Raw genomic sequence first — 21002 nt, forward strand, 5'->3', positions numbered from 1 at the left:
GCGGAAGCTGTGTGGTTCTGCGGCCGTCCGTCCGGGGCCGCAGAACCACACAGCTGAGTGTTGCCTCGGGTAGAGGCGGCTTCTCACGTAGGGACTCGGCCTGCAAGGCCCTTCGTCACTGCACAACCGCTAGGCCCGGTTGTGCAGTCGGCGCTGTTGCGCAGCCGCTGTGAGCAAGACTTCCGTTCTACGTCGCGTTGCTTCCTCCGGTGCTGGCTTGAGATGCCATCCGGAGGACCCCACAGCGGAGCAACGACATTAAGCCGGAGAACCTGCAACTACGCAACAGCTGGAACGTCATTGGGGTCGAGCATTACACCCCGCCACGCTGCTGCTGTGATGCCGGGGCCGATGGCGACACCCAAGGTCGGGCTACCGGGCCGCGCCGGCTGCTGTGCCTTGAGGAGCAGGCCGTGCACGGCGCTGCCACCACCCAGGTTGGCGCATTCCTCCAAGCTCTTCCACGCCTCTTTGAGGAGATTGTCGGGGTGGTCCCGATCTTCCGGGAAACCAAGCATCTTCGCGAGATTCTTGAGGACCGCGGGGCCGCCAGCGTGCCCAATGACGGTCTCCGGCCGCCAGTCGGGGTCATCTGCGGTCATCCACTTCGTCAGTGGATCCTGTATTGCAAGAACCGCCTGATGTGCACCGCGCTCGGAGAGGAAATCCAGCTTGTCACCCTGGGGGTCGAGCTCGAACGTGCTCATCATGTCTTCGACGAGGTGGTACCAGCTGTCGGTCACCTCCATGCATGCTCCCCGTGTCCGTCGGGACGTGCGATCACGTGGGCTGGAGACCACGAATGCGGTCGCAGAATCCCCGAAAACCAGGGGCCACAACTGGGAACTTAGCTTGTCCTTGCGTGGATGGAAGATGGTATTCAGTGCTTCGGGGATGACCACGGCGATGTTCTTCCCCGGGTTGGCGTCCGCTATTTCGGCCGCCAGCGCGATCGTGTGCGCGCCACCCACACAGCCCAGCTGAGTGAAGGGCAGCCTGCGGATGTCCCGCCGCAGGCCCAGCTCCTCGTCGTTGTTGAGCCAGACATCAATTCCCGGCATGTGCGGGATGGTCGTATTGCTGACCAAGAGGTAGTCGATCTGACGGCCCAGGAGGCGAGCTTTCTCCAGGGCTCCGAGCAGCGCCTCTTTGGCGAGCGCGCGCGTACCTGGCAGCGCCCTCTTGTTGCGCGTCTGCATGGTGCCAGGTTCCAGTACATCCGGCAGGTCATTCACGAAGTAACGTGTTTCCACCCCAACTGGGAAATTCTTAACCCGCTCGAAGAGGGGGCCGTCAACCTTGGCCTGCAACGCGGTCAGCATCTCGCTGGTGTGTATGCGGTACTCAGGGAGGGCAAGGAATGGTTCGAACAGGAAGGCCACGGGGGCTCCGATCTGCACACTGCGAGGGAAATCCCGCGCGCCCCTGGCACGCAAGACGTTCTCGCTAGGTGGTCGCGCCGGTCATGTGGCCACTCGTGGGGGGGTGCGCCACAGTCGGGTGAGGGTGTCAGGGGCGCCCGGCGTGATCTCGATGAAAGGGTGTGGACTGGTGGTAACGAGCCCGGCGTGAAGCGCTCATCGCCTACGCCCAAGACTCCTGCTGGTGCTGAAGTGGTGCACTCAAAGGGAGGCGGGATGGCGAGTGATTGCCCGTCAGCTATCTGTCGTTGCGGCCAGCACGGCCGCAGTAGGGATCAGATACACGCCGGTCAGGCAAGGAAGGTCAAGGACCAGGCCGTTGGTTCAATTCAGCCCCCTGGAGGGGCTGCTGACGTCCAGCCGCCCTGGATGCTGCCGATCGTCGGGACCGGCCCGCCGGAACCTGCCTCAGACATACGAGTGGAGCGTTGACGCTGAAGCTCTGTGCCGGCAGTGGGGCAATGCAGGGCCGCGGGGTCGAGCTGGCCCTTGATGCAGCGGATTGCGCAATGATCATGCGCGCATTGTCTCGCTGTTCAGCGTTCATGGATGTGGTATATCGCACAATCGCAAGAACAAGAGCTGGTTGCCTGTTCAAGTGGAGTCGTATGCATCCAGACGACCCGCGCGCCGGGTGCACCCCCTGGTTCACTCACCGCGGCCTCCATGATGACGATTTCGTCCTTGATGGGGTGATACATCAGGCGTCGGGTCCCATCGGGGTGAACATCACGGTCTTCGGGCTCCGTGTTCCCGTCCACCGGCCCCTCGTACATCGCCAGTAGCTCGGCGTCGTGCCGTACTTCCGCCTCGATCTGACGGAGCGTTCTGTCCCGCGGATAGTCGGCCAAGGCGACGCGGAGGTTCGACGTCGCCGACAGGCACCAGACATGCCAGTCCGGCATGTGACAGCGGCTCGGAGGCTGCGCTGGCAGGCCAAGTACCTCCAGCTGCCACAGCGCCCTGTCCCCCCAGGGGCGCTTCTCGCAGGGCTGCGTCGACCTCTCGTGGCGCACGGGGGAAAGGTCCAGCATCTCGCGGAGGATGTTGGCCGGCATGCCGCCCCACAACTCGTCGGCTTCCTCGTTGAAATCGAGGACGTCCCAAGCCCTGTTGGAAATGTAGGCGGCGATGGTGCTGCTGTGGATGACGTGAGACCAGACCGACGCGACCTTGAGGCCGGCATCGGGGTTGTGGGTCTTCAGTGTCCTGTGGCCGAACAGGCCGATGTGCAGCTGTTCCCATTCCCGGGGTGTGAGCCTGAGCAGTTCGCTGACCATGCGCAGGTCCTCATCCGCCGGCTGGCTGATGAGGCCAAGTTCTAGGCGTTTGTACCAGTCTGCGCGTTCTTCGATGAATCCCATCAAGAGGCTCATCTCCTGTTGGGTGAGCCACTTCCCGCGTCCGCGTCCCTGTTTCCGCTTCTCGGGCAGACCGGCCAGCAAGCGCAGCTCGGCGAGCTGCGGGAAGTCATTTGCATCGGTGCGCTTGCGTGCGCGGCTCAGGATGCTGCCGACGCGGGCTTGGTCTACGGCGTGGTCCGGCACGTCGTACGTACTCCTCGCTAAAACAAACCGAGTCCACGGTTTGTTGGGTTTTCAATCAAGTGAGATCGAGTTCCCTATAAAACGAGGAGGGAGGCATATGACAATCGAGCTGCCGCGCTGCTGTGGGTCGTTGACGCCGCGGTGGAGTCAAACGGGGAACGGGGAACTACTGTGCGTGACTTGCTCGATACGCAAAATGCGGAGCAGAGCACCCTTGCATGCGGCAACGTAGCCGTCGCTTCAACCCACCAACCGCGGGGAGTTGGAGGGCGGAGCTCTATCGCCGACATGGACCTGACCTCGCATTTCTCGCGTGACGAGCAACTGTATCGTCACATCGCCATGACTCCGTCAAGCACCCTTGACCGCTCAGGCGAGGTTGCGAGCAAAGCTGACGGACAGCCGAAAGACAGCCCCCGCGTGACACACAGTAACATTTCTGACGCTCTTTTAATGTGGAACATGTCGCGTGGACAGTCGGCCCCTTCTCCGGCCGGCCAGGCCGGCTGGCGAGCGCGGGGAGCTGTGGCAGACAAGCGCACCGCCAAGTCGCTCGTGTCCTTCGTCACAGCAGTTGCGCCATCCATGGGCGGCAGCGCCGGACTGACACAGTGACGCATCCGCTACGAAAATCCTGCCGTTGTACGAACCGAGCCCCACACCTGGGGCTCCAAGCAATAGGAGTGCCGGTCATGTGGTGGCCTCGCCGCGACCCCCACTCGGCGCGCGCTCTGCGACGCGAGTGCCGTCACATCATGCGCAAGATGCCTCTTCCGGAGCCCTTCACGCTGCCCGGACTCATCAAGAACATCGAGAAGGCCCGCGAACGCGAGATCAGGTTGGTCCAGCTTGAGGATCACATTCCGGGCGACACAGGGCCCTGCGGCCTGTGGGTCCGGCACAGCACGCGTCCGGTCGATCTGGTCTTGTACGTCTCCGGGACATCGAAGTTCCACCGCAACAAGATCATTTTCCACGAGCTCAGCCACATCTGGCTCGAAGACAGCTCCGGCATGGAGCGCGACCGGTTTGAGGTTCTCTTCCCTGGGATGCCGCGGCAGATGCGAGAGCGGATCTTCTCCATGGGCACTGTCATGACCCGTAGCAGCTATGAGACATATGAGGAGATGCGAGCCGAAATGCTGGCCGACCACCTCCATATCGCCAGCCGACGGCAGGGCGCCATCCGCGACGACGCCACCCTGAACAGGCTGCAGGAAAGCCTTTCCGGGCCTCTCTACCGAGGCTCCCAGCGCAACCAAGACTGGTTTGTCTGAGGTGGCCGCCTACCTCATCCTCGGGCTCCTCGTCTTCCAGGCCGTACGCCGGATCCCCTCAGCCATCAAGGGAAGCGCCCCCGAGCGTCACCTCTCCGGGTTCTTCGCGACCATGGTCGGCGTCTGGATGCTGCGCATCCACCCTGAAGTGGCCCAGCTCGCCGGGATCAACGATCTGCCGACACTGATCCGCCACAGCCTGAGCGTGGTGGCGTTCTGCCTGCTCCTGCGCTACCAGGCCGCGGTGTACCTCCGTGCCGGAGACGACAGACAGGACTCACCGAGGGACCGCCACCTCATTGAGGAGGTCGACCGCCTGGCTACCAAGGGCGCAGCCGTCTCGATCGTCCTCATGGCCGTCATCTTCGCTTTCGGTCTGGACCACATCGAACGTGGCGGGAGCTTCTTGACCGACCATGCCGGCCAGCCGTGGCTGGCCGGCTACATGGGCATCTTCTACGCATACTTCGCCACGACCACCGCCATCTGCTCATACCTGTGGGCCAGCAGCGCCCGGCGGGCACCCCACTGGCCCCTTAGGTGGGGACTCCGTGTCATGTCGTTTGCGTTCCTCCTGGGCGTCGCGTACACCGTGGCCGGCATCGCCTACTTCCTGGCGATCTCGTTCCATCCTGTCTACGTACGCTGGGCTGAGATCCAGCAGCAGACGAGCGACGAACTGCTCTACTCCTTCTTCGGGCTCTTCCTCGTCGGCACCATGCTCCCGGTCGGTCAGGAATTCACCCACGGTTGGCGAGCCCACAAGACGCTCGCCACGCTCTACCCCCTCTGGCGCGAACTGGCCCTGGCCGCCCCCGGCCACACCATGCGGGAACCCAGCAACATGCTGGCTGGCCGCCGCGGCAGCCACTGGCTGAACTGGACCATGGACCACCTACGAATACAGCCCGTCGACCTGCGCCTGGAGCGCTACGTCACCGAGATCAGCGATGTCGTCCGTGTCCTGAGCTACTACGCACCAGACGGGCTCTACCCTCGGGCCACTGAGCTCGCCATGGAGCAGGGACACCAGGGCGACCAGGCCCGCGCCTTGGCCGGCGCCTACTGGATCCGTGCTGCCATAGTCGTAAAGGAGGATGGTCCGCGCCTCCGTCAAATTCCCCTGGAAACGCCGTCGAACATCGAGGATGACTACGACGAGTACGTCGGCAGGCTGCTGCAAGTATGCCGAGTCCTCAGCCACGCCACGCCGCCGACGATCAACACGTTGCTGCAGCCCAGCCTCGGCGGCGAGTGAGGCCCGCCCCATGGTCCTCAATGCCTCACACGGAAGTTGCGTTGCCCTCGGCAGGCGCAGGTGGCTGATGCCTGTTGGACAGGGACAACCACCGACCCGGTGCAGGGTCGGGGACGAGGTGCAGGGGTATGACCCTGGGGTCGGATACCGGAATTACCGGACCGTCAGACCAGCCTTGCAGGTCTCCGCCCGAGTACAGCCCATAGACGTAGCGGACGTTGGTTCCCCTGGTGCCAGCCGCTGCCAGCCTGCTGACCAGGCTGGTGATGAGGTCCCCGCCCCGTGCGGCCTGTTCCACCTGGGCGACCTCAGCCCAGTTATTCAGGTTCGCCCCTATGAGGGCAATGATTCGTGCCGGTTGGCCACCGGCAACTTCGCTCTTGCCGCCGCGCATTGGCGGGCCCCACAGGTCGAAACCGGTAATGAGGTCGGTTCGGAGCAGGCGGTCACCGGCCACCCGCAGCCAAGTCGTGCTGGACATCCAGGAGCTCCCCTCGCATCGGATGACCAACGTAGATATTCCTTCCTGTGGACAGAGAATTCGCGCCGCCTAGATACCCGACAACCCTGGAGCGAATCTGACACCCATGACGATCTGCAGCGATGCAAACACCGATTGAGACGAGATATCGCATATCCTGTGGATAAGACTTGAAGCCGCCCACCTCAACGCTGAGCCAATTACCCGAACGCTCGAAGACTGCCAGTGTTCTCAGCAGCCGTGGCGCCAGGTCCGGCAAATTCGACGCCTCGGGTCGAGCTGTAGTGAGGCGCGAGGCCACAGAGTTATTTGAATGCTAGAATGCTTAAGATTCAGTTTTTACTTCGGGCAAGAGAGCTGGGTTCGCAGCGACAGGGCGACTATCCGTGGCATTGCAACTGCACAACGTAAATTACTTGACGGACAGGAGAAAGCCCTGTGATGGACCAGGTGAAGAATGTTCCCCAGCAGGACCGGGCCATACGGACTCGGTTTCGGGTCCTGCAGGCAGCCGCCGCTGAGTTTGACGAGCACGGCTACGGCGAGACGACGATCAAGCAAATCGCGGAGAAAGCAGGGGTATCCCAAGGCGCCCTGTACTTCCACTTCGACAGCAAGGAAGAGCTCGCGCGGGCCGTATTGGACGCCCAGTTCGGCGAGGTCCAAGTCGCACCGCAGCCCGTAAAGCTGCAGGAGCTGGTGGATACAAGCTATGTCCTCGCCTACAAGTTGCGGGATGACCCCATTTTGCGTGGCGCATCCAGCCTCGCCATGGAACAGGGGAAAAAGTTCCTCGATCGCAGGCGTTCAATGGATGCTTGGAATGAATTCGCTGCGAACCTCCTGACTGAGGCCCGCGAGAGGGGCGAAATCCTCGAAACGGTCAACATCGAAAAGACCGCGTGGAACCTCGTGGCTTCGTTTGCCGGAATTCAGAACATGTCACAGGAATACACCAGGAGGCAGGATCTTACTGCCCGCCTAACCGATATGTGGGAGAAAGACATGCCAAATATCGCCCTGCCGGCCTTGCTGAGGAAGCTCCAGATCCATGAATCCCGAGGCGAGGAGCTAGTAATGCAGGCCGAACGCAGCGGGCCCTCCTTCTCCGCCGACGCATGAATTCGCACCGGGCCCGCAGCCGCCGGGATCTGCCCTGGTCTCGGGAGTCACCATTAGAGCTTCGTGAGCATCTCGGCCGGATCATGCGGGACCTGTTCACTGCCCCGTAACTCGCGCCACTCTCCGACGTCAGACGGAAAGCTGACGGCCCTCGGTCCCAGGACTCTACGACAAAATCACCCGGCGCATGTACGCGAGTTACTCGGCCGCTACGGCGTAATCCACGCTAATCGCCCCGACATTGTTGAATTTCACCGCGAAGAAGATGTGCGAAGGATAGCGAGTGATGTCTACCATAACCGGCATAGCGGAGATTGCTGAGCGTCTGTATCACGAGCCCGCCGCGAGCGACTTCAATCGTCCGCCCATCCCAATTCGCGCTGACATCACAAGGAAAGCAACTCCCGGACCGCGCACCCATGCCACTCGCGATGTGCTGTCCATCCTGGTGGACCACATCGGCCCGCCAACCCTGTACGGCGGGAGCGCCCACGGCCCGAATATCCGCTGGCGCACCGATACGCAGACCCTGTTGCTGGACCACGGAGTTGCCGGACTCCAACTGTCCGTTCACCGGACCTCAGACCTGGAGCGCCGCGAGGCCGCCGTCTTCCAACGCGGCGTGGGCGACGGACCCGGTCAGGAGCCCTCGTTCAGCAGCCTGCCGTACCTGTGGCAGCTCTACCGCGGCGGGCCTGATGCCGTCCCCACAAGCCTCCCTGCCGCGCCCCCGGCTCCAGACTGGCAACGGCTGGAAGAGGCACTGGCATCACTCATGCACGCGTGGTTGCAACAGCTGCCGACCCAAGTCGATGACGATGCTGCAGCATTCAACATCGTCAATCACGCCGATGGGGATCGCATCCTGTCGGTGATCTGCGGCGCGCGGGACGATGTGACGCTGCTTATCGACGACCAGGACGCACCACACGACCGTCACCACCAGACCATGATGATGCGCCGAGGGTGGGACGCCCCGGTCCTCGGCTGGTGGCAAGCTTTCTACGAGCCCACTTCTGCAGCATCTGCAGCGCGCCACGTGGTCACGGAACTTCGTCTTCGAGGCGCGCGTACCCCCCACGACCTGGGCGCCGACCAGATCAGCTGCGCCGATGAGGGCTTGCTCGTCCTGCCCGGCCTGGGCATTCGTCCCTGACCGAGGTCACGTAGAAGGCACCTTGGCCGGGCGCTCCCGCCAGTTCGCCCAAACAAAGATCTCCGAAAGGTCAGAGGCTGATCCCAGGTCCGGCTGTAGAGCACCAGCGGGCCGTTGCGCCGGCGTTCCCGCATCGTACGGCGGCGATTTCCTGAGCGATCCCGTCACTGGCCTGGGCTCAACACGGATTGCACCCGGTCCTGTTGCCAGCGACCGATACCGCTGCGGGGTACGTTGCTTTCACCCACGGATGCGGTCGGCTCTACGAGAAGGACGCCGCTCCCCCGGCCTCGCGGACGAGCGCCACTGGTTAAGGCCAGAGCGGGACCGCGAGAGTCCTTGCTGTCGCGCACCATCAATGTCCCGACTGTGGCTCGGGCGGCCGCTTCCACACAGGTGCCCTGGACGTCCTGGACATTGCTGTCGGCAGACTGCGAACAAATGCCTGCCCGGCACACTGTCTCTTAGACGGACGCAGTCTCGCCACGTGGTTCCGACCTCGGCCTCTGGCTGGCCTGAGCCGTGATCTCCTTCAGCAGCAGGGCTACTTTGTTCGTGTCCTCCAGGACCAGCACCTCCTCCGTCCAAAGGGGCGGAATGCTCTCGCCGGCGCGCTCAGCCACGAGGATTCGCTCGAGGACGTCACGATGGCCGTGGGACAGACCATGTGCGCCCTCGGCCGGGGCCTTGCGGCGGATGTTGACGGCGTTGCGCAGCAGCCAGGCGTTCATGGTCGACCAGGGGCGCTTTCCTTCGGCACCCGGTTCGGGGAGGGGGTCATTGCAGCGCAGGATCCACGACCGCACGGCTGCCCATTCCCTCCGGCCATCGCCGTCAGGGGCAGGAAAGGGGTCGAGCGTCTCCGGCCCGTAGCAAGCGGCGAAGTTGTCGACAGTCTCGGCAGAGATCCCCAGCAGTTCGCCCAAATCGAGTGCGCTCACCCGCCGATCGGTTGGCCGGGCGGCACGAGCCTGCTCGTCGAGATTGATCGTCGTCCTGCTTGCGCTTGCGTTACTCATGTTCGGGTGGCGCTCCGGGTCAAGTCGCGGTGGTGGGGGCTGCTTCGTGAGATGAAGCGTCGGAAGATGAAGATCAGCACCGGAATTTTCGCATATCAGGTAGCTCCGTCAATCAGACGCCCGAGAAGACGACGGTTTGCAAGCAGAGTTCCGGGTTCGAGCACTCAAGTGCCGACGAGCAAGGTGGTCACGCGGGTTCGGTGCAGAACTGCCGGGCACCGCGCAGTGTGGTCCGCAGGATCCGCTGGGTCGCCTGGCTGTCGAGGCGTACGTCGAGGGCTCCGGGAAGGGTGCTGTCGGCCCGCAGGCCCGTGGGCAGGCGGGAGGCGTCGAGACCGTCACGTCTGGCGATGAGGGTGCCGAGCTCGTGACGGCTCAGGGCGTCGGGCCCTGCGAGATGGTGGATGCCGGACGCATCGCTGGAGGCCAGTTCCAGGAGGGCGGCGGCCAGGTCAGCAACGTGCACTGGGCAGCGGATGTCGTCGGTGAACAAGGCGCCGTCAACGGTGCCGGAGGCGAGTTTGTGTACGAGCCGTTCGTGCACGGAACGTCCGTGGCCGATGATCAGCGACGGGCGGCCGACGACGGCCTTTGGATGCACAGCGAGGACCCCGGTCTCCGCGGCAGCCTTGGCAGCGCCGTACGGAGTGATGGGGTCCGGGAGGGCGGACTCGTCGTAGTGGACCCGGGCACCGGAGAACACGGCGTCGGTGGACACGTGGACCATGCGGGTTCCGCGCTTCGCCGCCACCATCGCGAGTTGGATGGGACCTACTGCCGTAATCGCCCAATCGGCCCCGCCGCTCGATGCGTTGATGATGATGTGCGGATCCACCTCGGCCATGACGGCGTCCAGGCGGCCCGCCTCACGTAGATCAAGGGGGTGCCACACGGCCTGGGAGGCGTCGCCGGGCTTGGTCGCGTACGTCGCGGCCGTAGGGTGCCCGGCCGCTCTCGCCTGCCGGATCAGTTCGGCCCCCAGGAAGCCGCTGCCGCCGATGATCAGAGCTGTCATGGGTGACACGGTAGACCGGACCCGGTGGGCGCTGGCTGAGGCCCGGCTCTACCCGTAGCCAGGAGGGCTCATCGAACAGCATTCGGGGCCGCCCTAGGCTGATCGTGAGGCACCCGTAGTGGCGGGTGAGAAGTCGTACAGGGCGAAGGTGGCGACGGGACGGTAGCCGAGCCGTTGGACGAGGGCATTGCTGGCGGGGTTGGCCAGGTTCGTGAAGAGCAGTACGTCCTGCGGTCCGTCTGCCAGGGCGACCCGTGTCACCTCGGTCAGTGCCGCGCCGGCGTATCCGCGGCCTCGGAGGTGTTTTGGGGTGTAGGCGATGGCCAAGCGGATCTGGCCTGCGACCATCGGGTTCACGCCGGCCATGGCGGCGGGGGTACCGTCCGGGGTTTCCCACAACGTGATGCCTCGCGAGGCGATGCGTGTGTCCGCCCACTGTTGGGGATCCCGGGAGGGGGGTTCTCCGTAGGACTCGGAGAAGTCGCGGTACAGGCGCGCGACTTCTTCGCGGTCTCGCTCGCTTGCGACGCGGGCACGGCCTTCCGGGAGCTGCTGTGGAGGGATGAGGGTATCCAGGCGATACAGGCACTGCCGCTCGTGGAGTGTCGGGAGGGCGCCTGTGCGGCGATGCCAGGCGTCCGAGAACGCCGTGGCGGTGTCGTGGTCTGCGTAGATGCCGGGAAGTTGGTGGTCGCGGTCAGCCAGATAGACGGCGAGGGTGTCGGCTTCTTCGGGGGTGAGGGGAGTGAGGTTCAGACGGTGCGGCGGGGCACGGAAGAGGGTGGCGCGGGCCTTGCCCGCTCGCTCCAGGAACCCTAGGACGGGAGCCTCGGGCCCGTATGCGTGCGGTCCGCAGATCCGCACGGTCTCTGTCAGCGTCAAGGGGAGGGTGTGCAGTACGGGCTGCGAGTGTAAGAAGGATCCGGCCCGGGTGAAGAAGTGGTCCAGGTCTTCGGTGAGGTTCCAACCAGCCAGGGCGCTGGGGTTATTGGTGGTCACGGTCGGCTCCGTTCGAGGTCGCGCGTGGGTGGGACGCCCGCAGGGGTGTCCCACCCACGGGTATCCGCTACTTTCCGGCGCGGCCGAGCTGGTGGATGGTCCAGCCCGCCGCGCGCCAGGGCTCGGGGTCGAGGGTGGTGCGGCAGTCGACGAGCAGGGGGTGGGCCGGGCGGCCTGCCAGGGCCTGGGGGTCGGCCTGCCGGTACTCGGGCCATTCGGTGGCCAGGACGACGAGTTCGGTGCCGTCGAGCGAGGCGGGCAGGTCGTCGGTGTAGTCGAACTCGGGGTTGCGGACCATCGCCGTGGCCACAGCCTGCGGGTCGTGGATGGTGACGGTCGCGCCGGCCTGCTGGAGGGCATGCGCGAGCGCGAGGGCCGGGGACTCGCGAACGTCGTTGGTGCCTGGTTTGAACGCGGCGCCCCACACGGTGACCCGGGTGCCCTTGACGGGGCGCTTGCCCAGGGCGCGGGTGATGAGGTCCAGCGCGACGTCGATGCGGCGTTCATTGATCACCTCGGCCGCGCGCAGGAGGGCAGCGGCCTGCTCGGCGCCGAGCTGCTGGGCGCTCGCGGTGAAGGCGCGGACGTCCTTGGGGAGGCAGCCACCGCCGTACCCGATGCCGGGCCGCATGCCGCCGCTGCCGATCCGGGGGTCGATGCCCAGGATGTCCACGATCTGGGAGACATCGCCGCCCGCGGCCTCGCACATGTCGGCGACGGCGTTGATGTAGCTGATCTTCAGGCCGAGGAAGGTGTTCGCGGCGCCCTTGGCCAGCTCGGCGGTCTGCGGGTCGGTGACGAAGAGCGGGACGCCGGCGTCCAGGATGGGCGCGTAGACCGCGCGGATCACCTTCTCGGCCTCGACGGTGGTGAGACCGACGATGAGCCGGTCCGGGCAGAGGGTGTCCTCGACGGCGTGCCCTTCGCGAAGGAACTCCGGGTTCCAGACAACGTCGACCTGGTCGCCCGCGGGGGCCAGGCGCTGGGCGAGGGCGGTGACCTGGCTGGTGGTGCCGACGGTGACCGTGCTTTTCCCGACGATCGTGCACGGCCGGTCGAGGTGCGGGGCGAGCTGACGGATCGCGCCATACACCTGTGCGGTGTCGTAGGAGCGACCATCGGCGTCGATGGGGGTGCCGACGCCGATGAAGTGCAGCTCGGCGAAGCTGGCCGCCTCGCGGATGTCGGTGGTGAACCGCAGTCGTCCACTCTGGGTGTGGCGGGCGAGCAGTTCCGGCAGGCCGATCTCGTAGATGGGGCATTGGCCTGCGTTGAGTCGGTCGGCCTTGGCCTGGTCGACGTCCACGCCGATGACCTCGTGGCCGAGTTCGGCCATCGCCGCCGCGTGCGGGATGCCGAGGTGACCGCAGCCGATCACGGAAACACGCATTGCAGGTCGTCCTTGTCTGGTCGGGGGGCACAGCGGACTCGGTGTGCCCCCCGACGCTATCGGTTGGCTCGTAGGCCCAAGTCGGTTGACACAGTGGTTCGTTGAGATGTTCGACTAGTTGGCACGGGGGTAATCGGGGCACCGGTGCCGACCGACGGATGGCCAACGGTTCAGCCCACGGCGGCCAGCGCGTCGGGCAGGGCCGTGATCAGGAACTCAATGTCGTCGTCCGTCGAGGTCAGCGGGGGCGCGACGACCAGCCCCTCGCTCTTGGGCTCTCCGGCTCCGGTGAACGGGTAGAAGAACACCCCTCGTTCCTCCGCCGCCTTCATCACAGGCCAGAGCTGCCCCGGGGTGAGCTCCACCCCGTACAGGAAGCCCAACCCGCGCACGTCTCGCACCGGCCCGACACCGTTCAGAGACTTCATGGCCTCCCCGAGACGTTCCCCGCGCGCTGTGAACGCGGCGAAGTCGATCGACTCCAGCTCGTCGAGGACGCCCAGGCACGCGGCCGCCATGAGCGGGTGGGTGGCCATGGTTCCCATCGCCGGCAGCGGGTCGGCGTCCTCGTGCCGGATCCACGGCGCGATCTCGGGCGACACCAGCACCGCGCCCACGCCCGTGTACCCGGCCCCCAGTCCTTTGGACAGGATCACGACGTCGGGCTCGCAGCCCTCCCAGTGGTGGCTGGCGAGCGGCGTCCCGGTGCGCCACAGCCCGGTCAGCACCTCGTCGTGCACGACGAGAACGTCCCGTTCCCGGCAGACCTCCGACACCCGCTGCAGGTAGCCGTCGGGCGGCACGAAGGCGCCGCCCGTGCTCCCGTTGACGGGCTCGATCAGCACTGCGGCGACGTTCTCAGCCCCGCGGCTGTCGATCTCCTTCGCGATCTCGCCGGCGCACGAGGCGTCGCAGCCGCGCCCCTCGTGGGCGTGCGTCGGCGGGTAGGGCGCCGGGAAGGCGGGGCCGAGGCCGAGCGCGTCCTCCGGGCGCGGCCGGCGGGCGTGGTTGCCGGCGAGCGCAAGGGTCAGCGCCGAGTTCCCGTGGTAGCTCAGGGTCGACGTCAGGATGTCCCCGCGCCGCTTCCCGTGGCGAACCCGGGTGATGTTCCGCGCCAGGCTCACGGCTACCTCGACGCCGAGCGTCCCGCATGTGGTCAGCGCGACGGAGTCGTCCGGGCGGCCCACGGCGCGGCACAGACGGTCCATCAGCTCCAGCTGAATGTGGGGCCGGACGACGGCGGCGCCACCGAACGAGTAACGGAAGAACTGCTCCTCGATCCTGTCGCGGACCTTGGGGCTGCTCTGCCCCACGTTGGCGCAGAGCAGCCCACTCGATCCGTCGAAAATCCGGGTGCCGCCAGCACAGTGAAGCCATGGCCCCTGCGACCCCACGACCTCGAAGTCCGGCATGGGCCTGGATGACGTCAGCAGCCGCTCACGGCTCTGCGAGTACCGATCCACTCTCGGGAGTCCCTTCTTGGGTGTGCTCACTGGACGGGGCCGCGCACGAGTGCCGTGCACGGCCCCGGGAAACCGTTCCGGTCAGGACTTGACGGCCACCGGCTGCCGGTCGTGCTCGCCGATCAGCTCCTTGAAGCGGGCCAGCGCCTCGATCGCCCCGGCGCGCACGACGACGTCGCCCTCCCGGGCGCCCTCGATCGGGTACTCCTTGAACTCGCCGTTCTCCATCAGCCCCTCCGGGTCGACGAAGAAGACCTTCATGCCGAGAGCGCGGGCTCGGGCCTGGACCGCGCGGCGGTCGGCGTGCAGGCCGACGACGAGGATCGCCTTCGCGCGCTTGTCGAACGGCACGGGCGGGACCTTCTGGTCGTAACGGCGCACGAAGCACTCCGGCAGGCCGGCGCGGGCCGCCAGCAGGTCGAAGTTGTGCTGGATGACGGGGCCGACGAGGTGCCCGGCGTCGTGCAGCTCCTTGAGGATGTGGTGCGCCTGCGTCGGCTGGGCCTCGAACGCCATCTTGAACATGGCGGTGAGCTGCTCGGCCTTCGCGGTCGGGTCGGTCAGCATCTCCTCGATGAGCGTGTCATCCTCCGGCCGCATCGTGAACCGGTGGGACTGGGTGAGGGCGTTGTCCTTCCGTTCCGTGACCCGGTACACCTCGTGGAGGAAATGAAGCGGCGGCACCCCCGCCTCGATGGACGATCCGCAGCCGATCTCGACCATGAACGGCATGTGCTCCAGCAGCTCGGACAGGTCCTCGGCGATCGTCGGCTCGCCGCGCTGCTCCTTGACGCGCATCCCGCCCGCGAGGACGTTCCAGGGGAGCTGTCGGATGGTGCGCGAGACCTCGAACTCGTCGCTGAGGATCACGACGTCGACCGAGCGGAACCCGGGCAGGGTGTCGCGGTCGGCGCGCTCGTCCTGCGGGTGCTCGTCGTACGTGGTGATGGTGACGCGCAGGTCGCCCTTCGACCAGGTGGTGTCGTCCTTCTGCCGCCAGCGGCCCTGTCCGAGCCACGCGGCGATCCGCTTCAGGTACGCCTCGATCTCGGCGGCCGGCGCGAGTACAGAGTGGTAGAGGTACAGGTCCGCGAGGACCAGGCGCGGTACCGGGAAGGTGTGGTCGAGGTCGTACCGGTAGCGGTAGTGCACGACGCGGCGGCGGCCGTGCTCGTCCTCGGCCCAGCCGGATTGCTCGGCGTTCGCCGGTTCCTGTGTCCTGCGCCAGATGCCCTCTTCGATCGCCCGGGGCCGTTCGTGTGCGGCGCCGGCGAAGTGCTTCTCCCAGGTTGCTACCTGGGCGTCGTCGAGCTGTTCGATCACGGGATGGGGAAAGAACATCTCGTCCTCCTACTGGGCGGTGGTGGAATTGCGCGTGGTTCCCTGCCCGGCGCGGCTGCCATTCCCCTTCAGCGCGAAGTGGCCGTCGAATGTGCGGTCGCGTGACCGCGACCGGCCGGGAAGTTGGAGCCCGCCCCTCGTCCTGCGCCACATGGCGGGCAGATGTTGCCCAGCAGCAGGCCGGGGCGGGGGTCTCAAGAGCACCTGCGACGGTGACGCTTTCGAGAACACCACCAGCACGACGGCTGTGGTGTTCGGCTAGCGGGACGTGCAAACGCCTTGCAGGATCTGCAAACGGTGTACACGCAGTGCTCCCGAGCCCCTACGTTGGGTGCACATAGTTGGGTCCTCGCGCGGGAGAAACCGGATGAACGCGGGTCGTCTCTGGATGTCGGAACAGGCCCGCTCCCTCATGGAGAAGCAGGATCCGGGCGGTCTGATCCGTCTCGGCCGTTCGGCACTCGGCTGGCGCCTGGAAGACCTCGGTGCCCGCATTGGCTGCTCGGCCGCGACGGTCTCCCGGCTGGAGCGGCGAGGCCGGAAGGCCGACTTCGATCTGGTGATGAGCGCCGCCAAGGCCGTGGAAATTCCGAAGCATGTCTTAGCTGCGTCTCTGGGTTTAACCAGCGGCCCACCGACTAGAGTTGTGCCAAGTGGGCCACGTTGTGCCGAGGAGGATGACCCGATGCGTCGCCGCATGCTACTCGCCGCCGCTGGCCTGGCAGCTCCAGCCTCCCTTTTGGTGGGCGTGAGCGACGCGCTCGCGAGTATTCCCGACCCGACCGGGTCACCGGTCCCCCTCGACTCGCGGCTCGCAGCGGCCCGCGGGCTCTTCGACGCCGGCCAGAACTCCAAGCTGCTGCGAGCCCTGCCCGGCCTCCTCGCCGACGCGAACCACGCCGCTTCGCGCGCGCACGAGGAGATCGCGCTCGCTCGCCTGTCGACCGCGTACAGCCTGGCCAGCAGGGTGTTGACGAAGGTCGGCCACTACGGCGACTCACGGCTCGCCGCGGACCGGGCGATGCTGTACGCGGAGTGGTCCGGCTCAGCGCTCGCCGCCGCGGCCGCGGCCCGGGAGCTGAGCATCGTGCTCCGCCACCAGGACCAGCCGACCGCCGCGGAGCGCCACATCCTCGACGCCGCGGTCAAGGTGGAGGAGACCGGACTGCGGACGGACGCGCAGTCCTCGGCGTACGCGCAGATGCTGTGCACGACGTCGTACACCGCGGCCCGTGCCGGGCACCGCGAACAGGCGCTCGCGATGATCCGGGAAGCCGCGCGGGCCGCCCGCGACCTGCCCGCGGTCGCCCCCGAGGGGCGCTTGCTCCCCATCACCCCGCCCGCCGTCGACCTGTACGCCGTCGGCGTCCACTGGGCCCTCGGGGACGCGGGCGCCGCGCTCGAAGCCGGCCGCAATCTGCGCGAGGGGCAGTTCGCGACCGCCGAGCGCAAGGGGCGGATGCACACCGACCTCGCGCGGGCGTGGTGGCAGTGGGGCAAGGCCGAACAGACGGCCGCCGAACTGCTGTCGGCGGCGCGCGTCTCGCCAGGCGAGGTCTGTGACCGGCCCGCCATCCGGCAGATCGTCGGCGACCTTCGGTCCCGTCACCCGCGGGTGACGGGCGTGCGCGAGCTGGTGGCAGCCGCGGGCATGGCGGTCTGATCCCCGAGCAAGAGCTGGGTTCCGCGGACATGGACGAGGCCCTCCCCCAATCGTTGGTGGAGGGCGTGTGACGCCCGGGTTGCCGGCGCTGGCCCGGTGCGCCGAGACGTGCCGGGCCAGCTCGGCGATCACTCTGGGATGAGGTCTGGTGGTGCGGAGGGCCGCACCACGTCCCCTTCGATGTAGGCCGTCTCGCCGGTGGCGAGGGCCTGGAGCCCGACCAGGAGCCGCAGCCGTCCCTTCGCCGGAAGTCCGTCGACGACGCGCAGGGTGGGCAGTACGCGTACATCTGCCCGCGGGTCGCGGTAGATGAGGTGCCCGGCATCCTCACGGGTCATCGAATCAGTCGTCGCCAGCACGTGCGTGATGACCTTCCTACGCCGCGTCTGCACCCAGGCCAGGGCGACGCGTCGTAGGAGAGGTAAGCCATCCGGAGCGCCACGAAGGACGTCCTGGGCGGCCTGCTGTGGGGTCTGCCCGCCTTGCAGGGTTCCGGTGGGCATCATGATGCTGCCGAGGAGGTCAGCGACGACCAGCGCGTCGGCCCCCACCGGGACGAGTAAGGACACCCCGATGATTGGCGGCCGCCAGTTTTCGTACGGGGCCGCCTTCCGCTCAGAAGCGGGATCGCTGCTGCGCACAGCGGGAATGACAGGTGCGGTGATTGTGGGCATCAGGCGGCGCCTGCCGCAGCGGTGACGATCTGTTCGAGGTGCTCCGGCCGGCTCGTGCTGGGGATCGGGGCGACGTCGCTGCCGAGGTTGAGGAGCCAGTGCAGGGGGGCAAGGACTCCGTGCGCACGGGCCAGGACGCCGGCGTCGAACGGCCGGTACGGCACATACGGGATGCCCAGGTCTCGGCAGAGTTCCAGGGCCGGGTCGAAATGGTCGCTCATGTTGAGGACGTTCTGCACGGCCGCGACGGTGACTTCCTTGCTCACCTGGCGAATGTCCTCGGGGGTGACCTTCGACAGGCCGATGTGCCCGATCTTGCCCTCGCCCTGTAGGGCTTGCAGGACGGCGATTTGGTCGTCGAGGGCGACTTCAGGGTCGATGCGATGGAGGTAGCACAGCTCCAGCCGCTCAACACCGAGACGCCGCAAGCTGCCTTCGACACAGGCCCGGAGGTACGCCGGGTGGCCGTGCGGTGCCCACACGTTGGGGGCGGGGCGGAGCATGCCGACCTTCGTGGCGATCAGGACGTTCTCCGGGTAGGGGAAGAGCGCGTCGCGGATCAGGTGCTCGACGGTGTGGGGGCCGTATGCGTCCGCGGTGTCAAAGTGCGTGATGCCGTAGGAGTGCACGGCCTGTCGGAGCACGCTGAGCGCGGCGGCCCGGTCGACGGGATCGCCCCAGATTCCAGGGCCGGTCAGGCGCATGGTGCCCAGCCCGAGCCTGGAGACAGTCCGGCCGGCGATCGTGATGGTGCTGGCGGGAGGTGCGACGGTCATACGGGGGCCTCCTGGAGGCAGATGCGGAGAGCCCGCTCGATGGCGTGGTTGTGGCTGGCGGGGTCGCTGGTGACGCGCTGGTGAGGGATCTGCTCCTCTTCGAGGAGGCCGTGTACGTGACGGTCGACCAGGAGGCGGTACCGGGCGTCGTAATCGTGGCCAGTGTCGACGGGCACTCTCGGGTCGAGGACGGAGGCCAGCAGCAGGTCGTACTGAGGGAGTTGCGTCGCTGCGAGGATGCGAAGGCGCTCGTTCTCCAGCCGGTCGAGGCGTTCGGACCGGTATTCGAGAGCCGCGTGGAGGTAGGCCAGGGCGTCGAGGGAGGCTCGGTCTACCAGAACGACGTCTGCGCCTTGTGCGGCGGCGGCGAGTTGGTCAGCAATGCCCTGTGTGATGATCCACTCTGTGGAAGCGGAGGTGTGGTGCTGCATCTTCGGCAGGCCGATGCTGGCTGCCCGCTTGGCGAGACGGCCGGTGCGGGCCACGGTCACCCCCTGAGCTCGCAGCTCCATTTCTATACGCTTGAGCAGCGTCGTCTTACCGGTTGAGTGGGTGCCGAGCACCCCGATACGGATGGGCCGGTTCCGGGTCACCACAGGGTTGGGTCCTCTACTGGTTTGGGGGCGCCAGGCAGGCCGGGCGGCACTGCCGCCGCGACGAGCTGGTCCCAGGTGTCGTAATGGCGTGCCATGGCGAGCAGGAGTTGCGCCGCGGCGAAGGCATCGAAGGTGGCGCGGTGCCGCTGAGCTGGCGCCTGGGTCAGGTCCGGCTGCACATGGGCGATCAGGTCGTCGAGGCTGTACTTCGACAGTTCGGGGTAGGTGGCCTTGGCCAGCCGGAGCGTGTCGATCACTCCGGCCGGCTGCCACTTCGGCAGGTGCGCGGACAGCACCCGGTAGTCCACATGAGCGTTGTGTGCGGCGATCCACGCGGTACCCAGCAGTGCGTGAACCGCGTCCGCGATCTCCTCCCAGCCCGGCTGCCCGTCGAGGACCTGGTTGGTCAGCCCGTGCACCCCGGCGGCGAACGGTGTGACGGGCCGACGCGGCTTGGTCAACCATGCGCCCGCGGTGCTTGTGTCCGGCCGGCCGTCACGCAGGGGCAGGGCGGCGACCTCCACCAGGTCGGGCGGGTTGGCGCCGTTGCCTTCGACGTCGACAACGAGGAGCGCGGGCCAGGAGGAGAAGTTCATGCCGTGGTTCCGTTCTCCGCCTTCCAGCCGATGGGGGCTCGGCCGTGCTGGCGGTGGTGGTGAGGCTTAGCGCGGTCGTGGCACTGGTAGCCGTAGCCGTGCTGGAGGTAGTAGCGCGGCGGTTCGTCCAGTCCCTCGACGATGATGGCGCGCTCGGTGACCTCCACCGTGCCCGTCGCGCCGAGTTCCCGCGCGCGCTCGGTGACCTCGGCCAGGTCGGGCTTGCGCCAGGCCGATCGGCAGAGGGCAAGCTGCTCTTGGGGGCAGATGGTGCACAGTTCCCTGATGCCGTAGTGGCCGTTGTAGTCGGCCTCGCCATGGGCGTAGGCCACGGCGCAGCTCGTCTTGCGGAACAGGGCTCCCCACGGGGCGGTGAGGTGCTCGGGCGTGTGGAAGTAGTCGAGGATTCGCTTCTCGGCCGCCTGGGGCATGATCTTGCGTCGGGCCGTGTCCTCGTACGGCAGTGGCAGGCCGTGCGCCTCGTAATAGGCGGCGATCTCCTTGCGGAAGAACAGGCCGGTGAACACGGTGGCGTGCGCGTGCGCGGACAGCTCGCGGGCCCGCTCCAGGTGCGCGTCGGTGTCGTTGAGGCCGGGGACGATCGGCCGCCAGTACAGCACGGTGCGGTACCGCTCCGCGTGGTCGAACAGGGTGCGCAGGCTGGTCGCGGCGATGTTGGAGTCGACCGGCTCGATCCTCTCGTTGTCGATAGCCGAGTGGGTGACCAGGACGGTCAACCGCAAGTTCTTGAAGGAGTTGAGGACGGCGCAGTCCTCGGGCTCGACGCGCCAGCGCGTGATGATCAGGACGTGGTTCGTCAGGCCCTGGTTGTCCAGGTGGCGGAGCACGTTGACCAGGTGGGGCTTCACGACGGGCAGCATCGGGTCGGTGGCGCGGTTCAGGAGCTGGATCGGGGTGCGGTGGGGCTCGAAGTACCGGTGGTGGACGAGGCTGGCGACGGCTTCCTCATCGCTCATGAGACGACGGGGCACCTTCATCTCGAAGTTGTCGAAGAGGTGCCGGACGCAGTACCCGCACTCCAGCGGGCACCCGACGATCCAGTTCAGGCTCAGGCCGGACTTGCGGTACTCGATCACGTCGGCGAGCGACGGCTTCAGGCCGCGGATCTTCTGCGGGGACAAGATCGGCAGAGCGCGACCGTGCGGGGCTACGGGGACGTTCACATGGTCCTCCAGAGCAGGGCGAAG

Annotated in this window: 20 protein-coding genes; 5 read left to right on the forward strand and 15 right to left on the reverse strand. The window is 66.6% G+C overall.

The features are described from left to right. Positions 1–278: 278 nt before the first annotated feature. Positions 279–1382 carry a beta-ketoacyl-[acyl-carrier-protein] synthase family protein gene (locus ABR737_RS00735; RefSeq protein ID WP_350248182.1) on the reverse strand — a complete coding sequence of 368 codons (1104 nt, stop codon included), beginning with the start codon at positions 1380–1382 and terminating at the stop codon, positions 279–281. A 575-nt stretch (positions 1383–1957) separates the two neighbouring features. Continuing rightward, a complete protein-coding gene (locus tag ABR737_RS00740) occupies positions 1958–2968 on the reverse strand; it encodes a hypothetical protein (protein ID WP_350248183.1) in 1011 nt (336 codons plus the stop codon). Between the two features lie 755 nt (positions 2969–3723). Here ABR737_RS00740 and ABR737_RS00745 point away from each other — a divergent pair. Together ABR737_RS00745 and ABR737_RS00750 are read left to right on the forward strand one after the other, a co-directional pair. Further along, positions 3724–4245 (forward strand): hypothetical protein, encoded by a 522-nt coding sequence (locus ABR737_RS00745; protein WP_350248184.1) that lies wholly within the window; start codon positions 3724–3726, stop codon positions 4243–4245. Between the two features lies 1 nt (position 4246). Continuing rightward, positions 4247–5503 (forward strand): MAB_1171c family putative transporter, encoded by a 1257-nt coding sequence (locus ABR737_RS00750; RefSeq protein ID WP_350248383.1) that lies wholly within the window; start codon positions 4247–4249, stop codon positions 5501–5503. Positions 5504–5528: 25 nt separating this feature from the next. On the opposite strand, the gene ABR737_RS00755 is transcribed toward ABR737_RS00750, so the two are convergent. Next, positions 5529–5984, reverse strand: coding sequence for a hypothetical protein (locus tag ABR737_RS00755; protein WP_350248185.1), 456 nt, complete (start codon positions 5982–5984; stop codon positions 5529–5531). 441 nt (positions 5985–6425) lie between these two features. On the opposite strand from ABR737_RS00755, the gene ABR737_RS00760 reads away from it, so the two are divergent. Then, positions 6426–7106: a ScbR family autoregulator-binding transcription factor gene (locus ABR737_RS00760; RefSeq protein WP_350248186.1), complete on the forward strand. Its 681-nt coding sequence runs from the start codon at positions 6426–6428 to the stop codon at positions 7104–7106. Between the two features lie 286 nt (positions 7107–7392). After that, a complete protein-coding gene (locus ABR737_RS00765; protein WP_350248187.1) occupies positions 7393–8262 on the forward strand; it encodes a hypothetical protein in 870 nt (289 codons plus the stop codon). 164 nt (positions 8263–8426) lie between these two features. Here the strand turns inward: ABR737_RS00765 and ABR737_RS00770 are convergent, their stop codons facing one another. The 7 genes from ABR737_RS00770 to ABR737_RS00800 all read right to left on the reverse strand — a co-directional run bounded on the left by ABR737_RS00770 (position 8427) and on the right by ABR737_RS00800 (position 15489). Next, positions 8427–8720, reverse strand: coding sequence for a DUF397 domain-containing protein (locus ABR737_RS00770; protein WP_350248188.1), 294 nt, complete (start codon positions 8718–8720; stop codon positions 8427–8429). A gap of 6 nt (positions 8721–8726) precedes the next feature. Continuing rightward, entirely contained in the window at positions 8727–9281 is a 555-nt protein-coding gene (locus ABR737_RS00775; RefSeq protein ID WP_350248189.1) for a hypothetical protein, read from the reverse strand. Positions 9282–9468: 187 nt separating this feature from the next. Beyond that, on the reverse strand, positions 9469–10296 hold the full coding sequence (locus ABR737_RS00780; protein ID WP_350248190.1) for an SDR family oxidoreductase: 828 nt from the start codon (positions 10294–10296) through the stop codon (positions 9469–9471). Positions 10297–10389: 93 nt separating this feature from the next. After that, the gene (locus ABR737_RS00785; RefSeq protein WP_350248191.1) at positions 10390–11295 is read right to left on the reverse strand and encodes a GNAT family N-acetyltransferase; all 906 of its coding nucleotides are present in this window, start codon (positions 11293–11295) and stop codon (positions 10390–10392) included. Positions 11296–11362: 67 nt separating this feature from the next. Then, positions 11363–12685 carry a UDP-glucose dehydrogenase family protein gene (locus tag ABR737_RS00790; protein WP_350248192.1) on the reverse strand — a complete coding sequence of 441 codons (1323 nt, stop codon included), beginning with the start codon at positions 12683–12685 and terminating at the stop codon, positions 11363–11365. 170 nt (positions 12686–12855) lie between these two features. Then, on the reverse strand, positions 12856–14097 hold the full coding sequence (locus ABR737_RS00795) for a class-III pyridoxal-phosphate-dependent aminotransferase (protein ID WP_350248193.1): 1242 nt from the start codon (positions 14095–14097) through the stop codon (positions 12856–12858). Between the two features lie 132 nt (positions 14098–14229). After that, complete coding sequence (locus tag ABR737_RS00800; protein WP_350248194.1) at positions 14230–15489, reverse strand: SIR2 family protein; 1260 nt, start codon at positions 15487–15489, stop codon at positions 14230–14232. A gap of 367 nt (positions 15490–15856) precedes the next feature. Between ABR737_RS00800 and ABR737_RS00805 the strand changes: the two genes are divergently transcribed. After that, entirely contained in the window at positions 15857–17152 is a 1296-nt protein-coding gene (locus ABR737_RS00805) for a helix-turn-helix domain-containing protein (RefSeq protein WP_350248195.1), read from the forward strand. A 128-nt stretch (positions 17153–17280) separates the two neighbouring features. Here ABR737_RS00805 and ABR737_RS00810 read toward each other — a convergent pair whose 3' ends face one another. The 5 genes from ABR737_RS00810 to ABR737_RS00830 all read right to left on the reverse strand — a co-directional run bounded on the left by ABR737_RS00810 (position 17281) and on the right by ABR737_RS00830 (position 20978). Next, the gene (locus tag ABR737_RS00810) at positions 17281–17721 is read right to left on the reverse strand and encodes a hypothetical protein (protein ID WP_350248196.1); all 441 of its coding nucleotides are present in this window, start codon (positions 17719–17721) and stop codon (positions 17281–17283) included. Positions 17722–17825: 104 nt separating this feature from the next. After that, complete coding sequence (locus tag ABR737_RS00815) at positions 17826–18602, reverse strand: aldo/keto reductase (RefSeq protein ID WP_350248197.1); 777 nt, start codon at positions 18600–18602, stop codon at positions 17826–17828. Then, positions 18599–19198 carry an AAA family ATPase gene (locus tag ABR737_RS00820; protein ID WP_350248198.1) on the reverse strand — a complete coding sequence of 200 codons (600 nt, stop codon included), beginning with the start codon at positions 19196–19198 and terminating at the stop codon, positions 18599–18601. Before ABR737_RS00820 ends, ABR737_RS00815 begins: the two co-directional genes overlap by 4 nt. After that, positions 19192–19794 carry a 3'-5' exonuclease gene (locus ABR737_RS00825; protein ID WP_350248199.1) on the reverse strand — a complete coding sequence of 201 codons (603 nt, stop codon included), beginning with the start codon at positions 19792–19794 and terminating at the stop codon, positions 19192–19194. The genes ABR737_RS00820 and ABR737_RS00825 overlap by 7 nt, the downstream gene beginning before the upstream one ends. Beyond that, entirely contained in the window at positions 19791–20978 is a 1188-nt protein-coding gene (locus ABR737_RS00830) for a radical SAM protein (protein ID WP_350248200.1), read from the reverse strand. The genes ABR737_RS00825 and ABR737_RS00830 overlap by 4 nt, the downstream gene beginning before the upstream one ends. Positions 20979–21002: the final 24 nt, after the last annotated feature.

Origin of the sequence: Streptomyces sp. Edi2 (assembly GCF_040253635.1) — a bacterium.
In the GTDB taxonomy this organism is placed as follows: Bacteria; Actinomycetota; Actinomycetes; order Streptomycetales; family Streptomycetaceae; genus Streptomyces.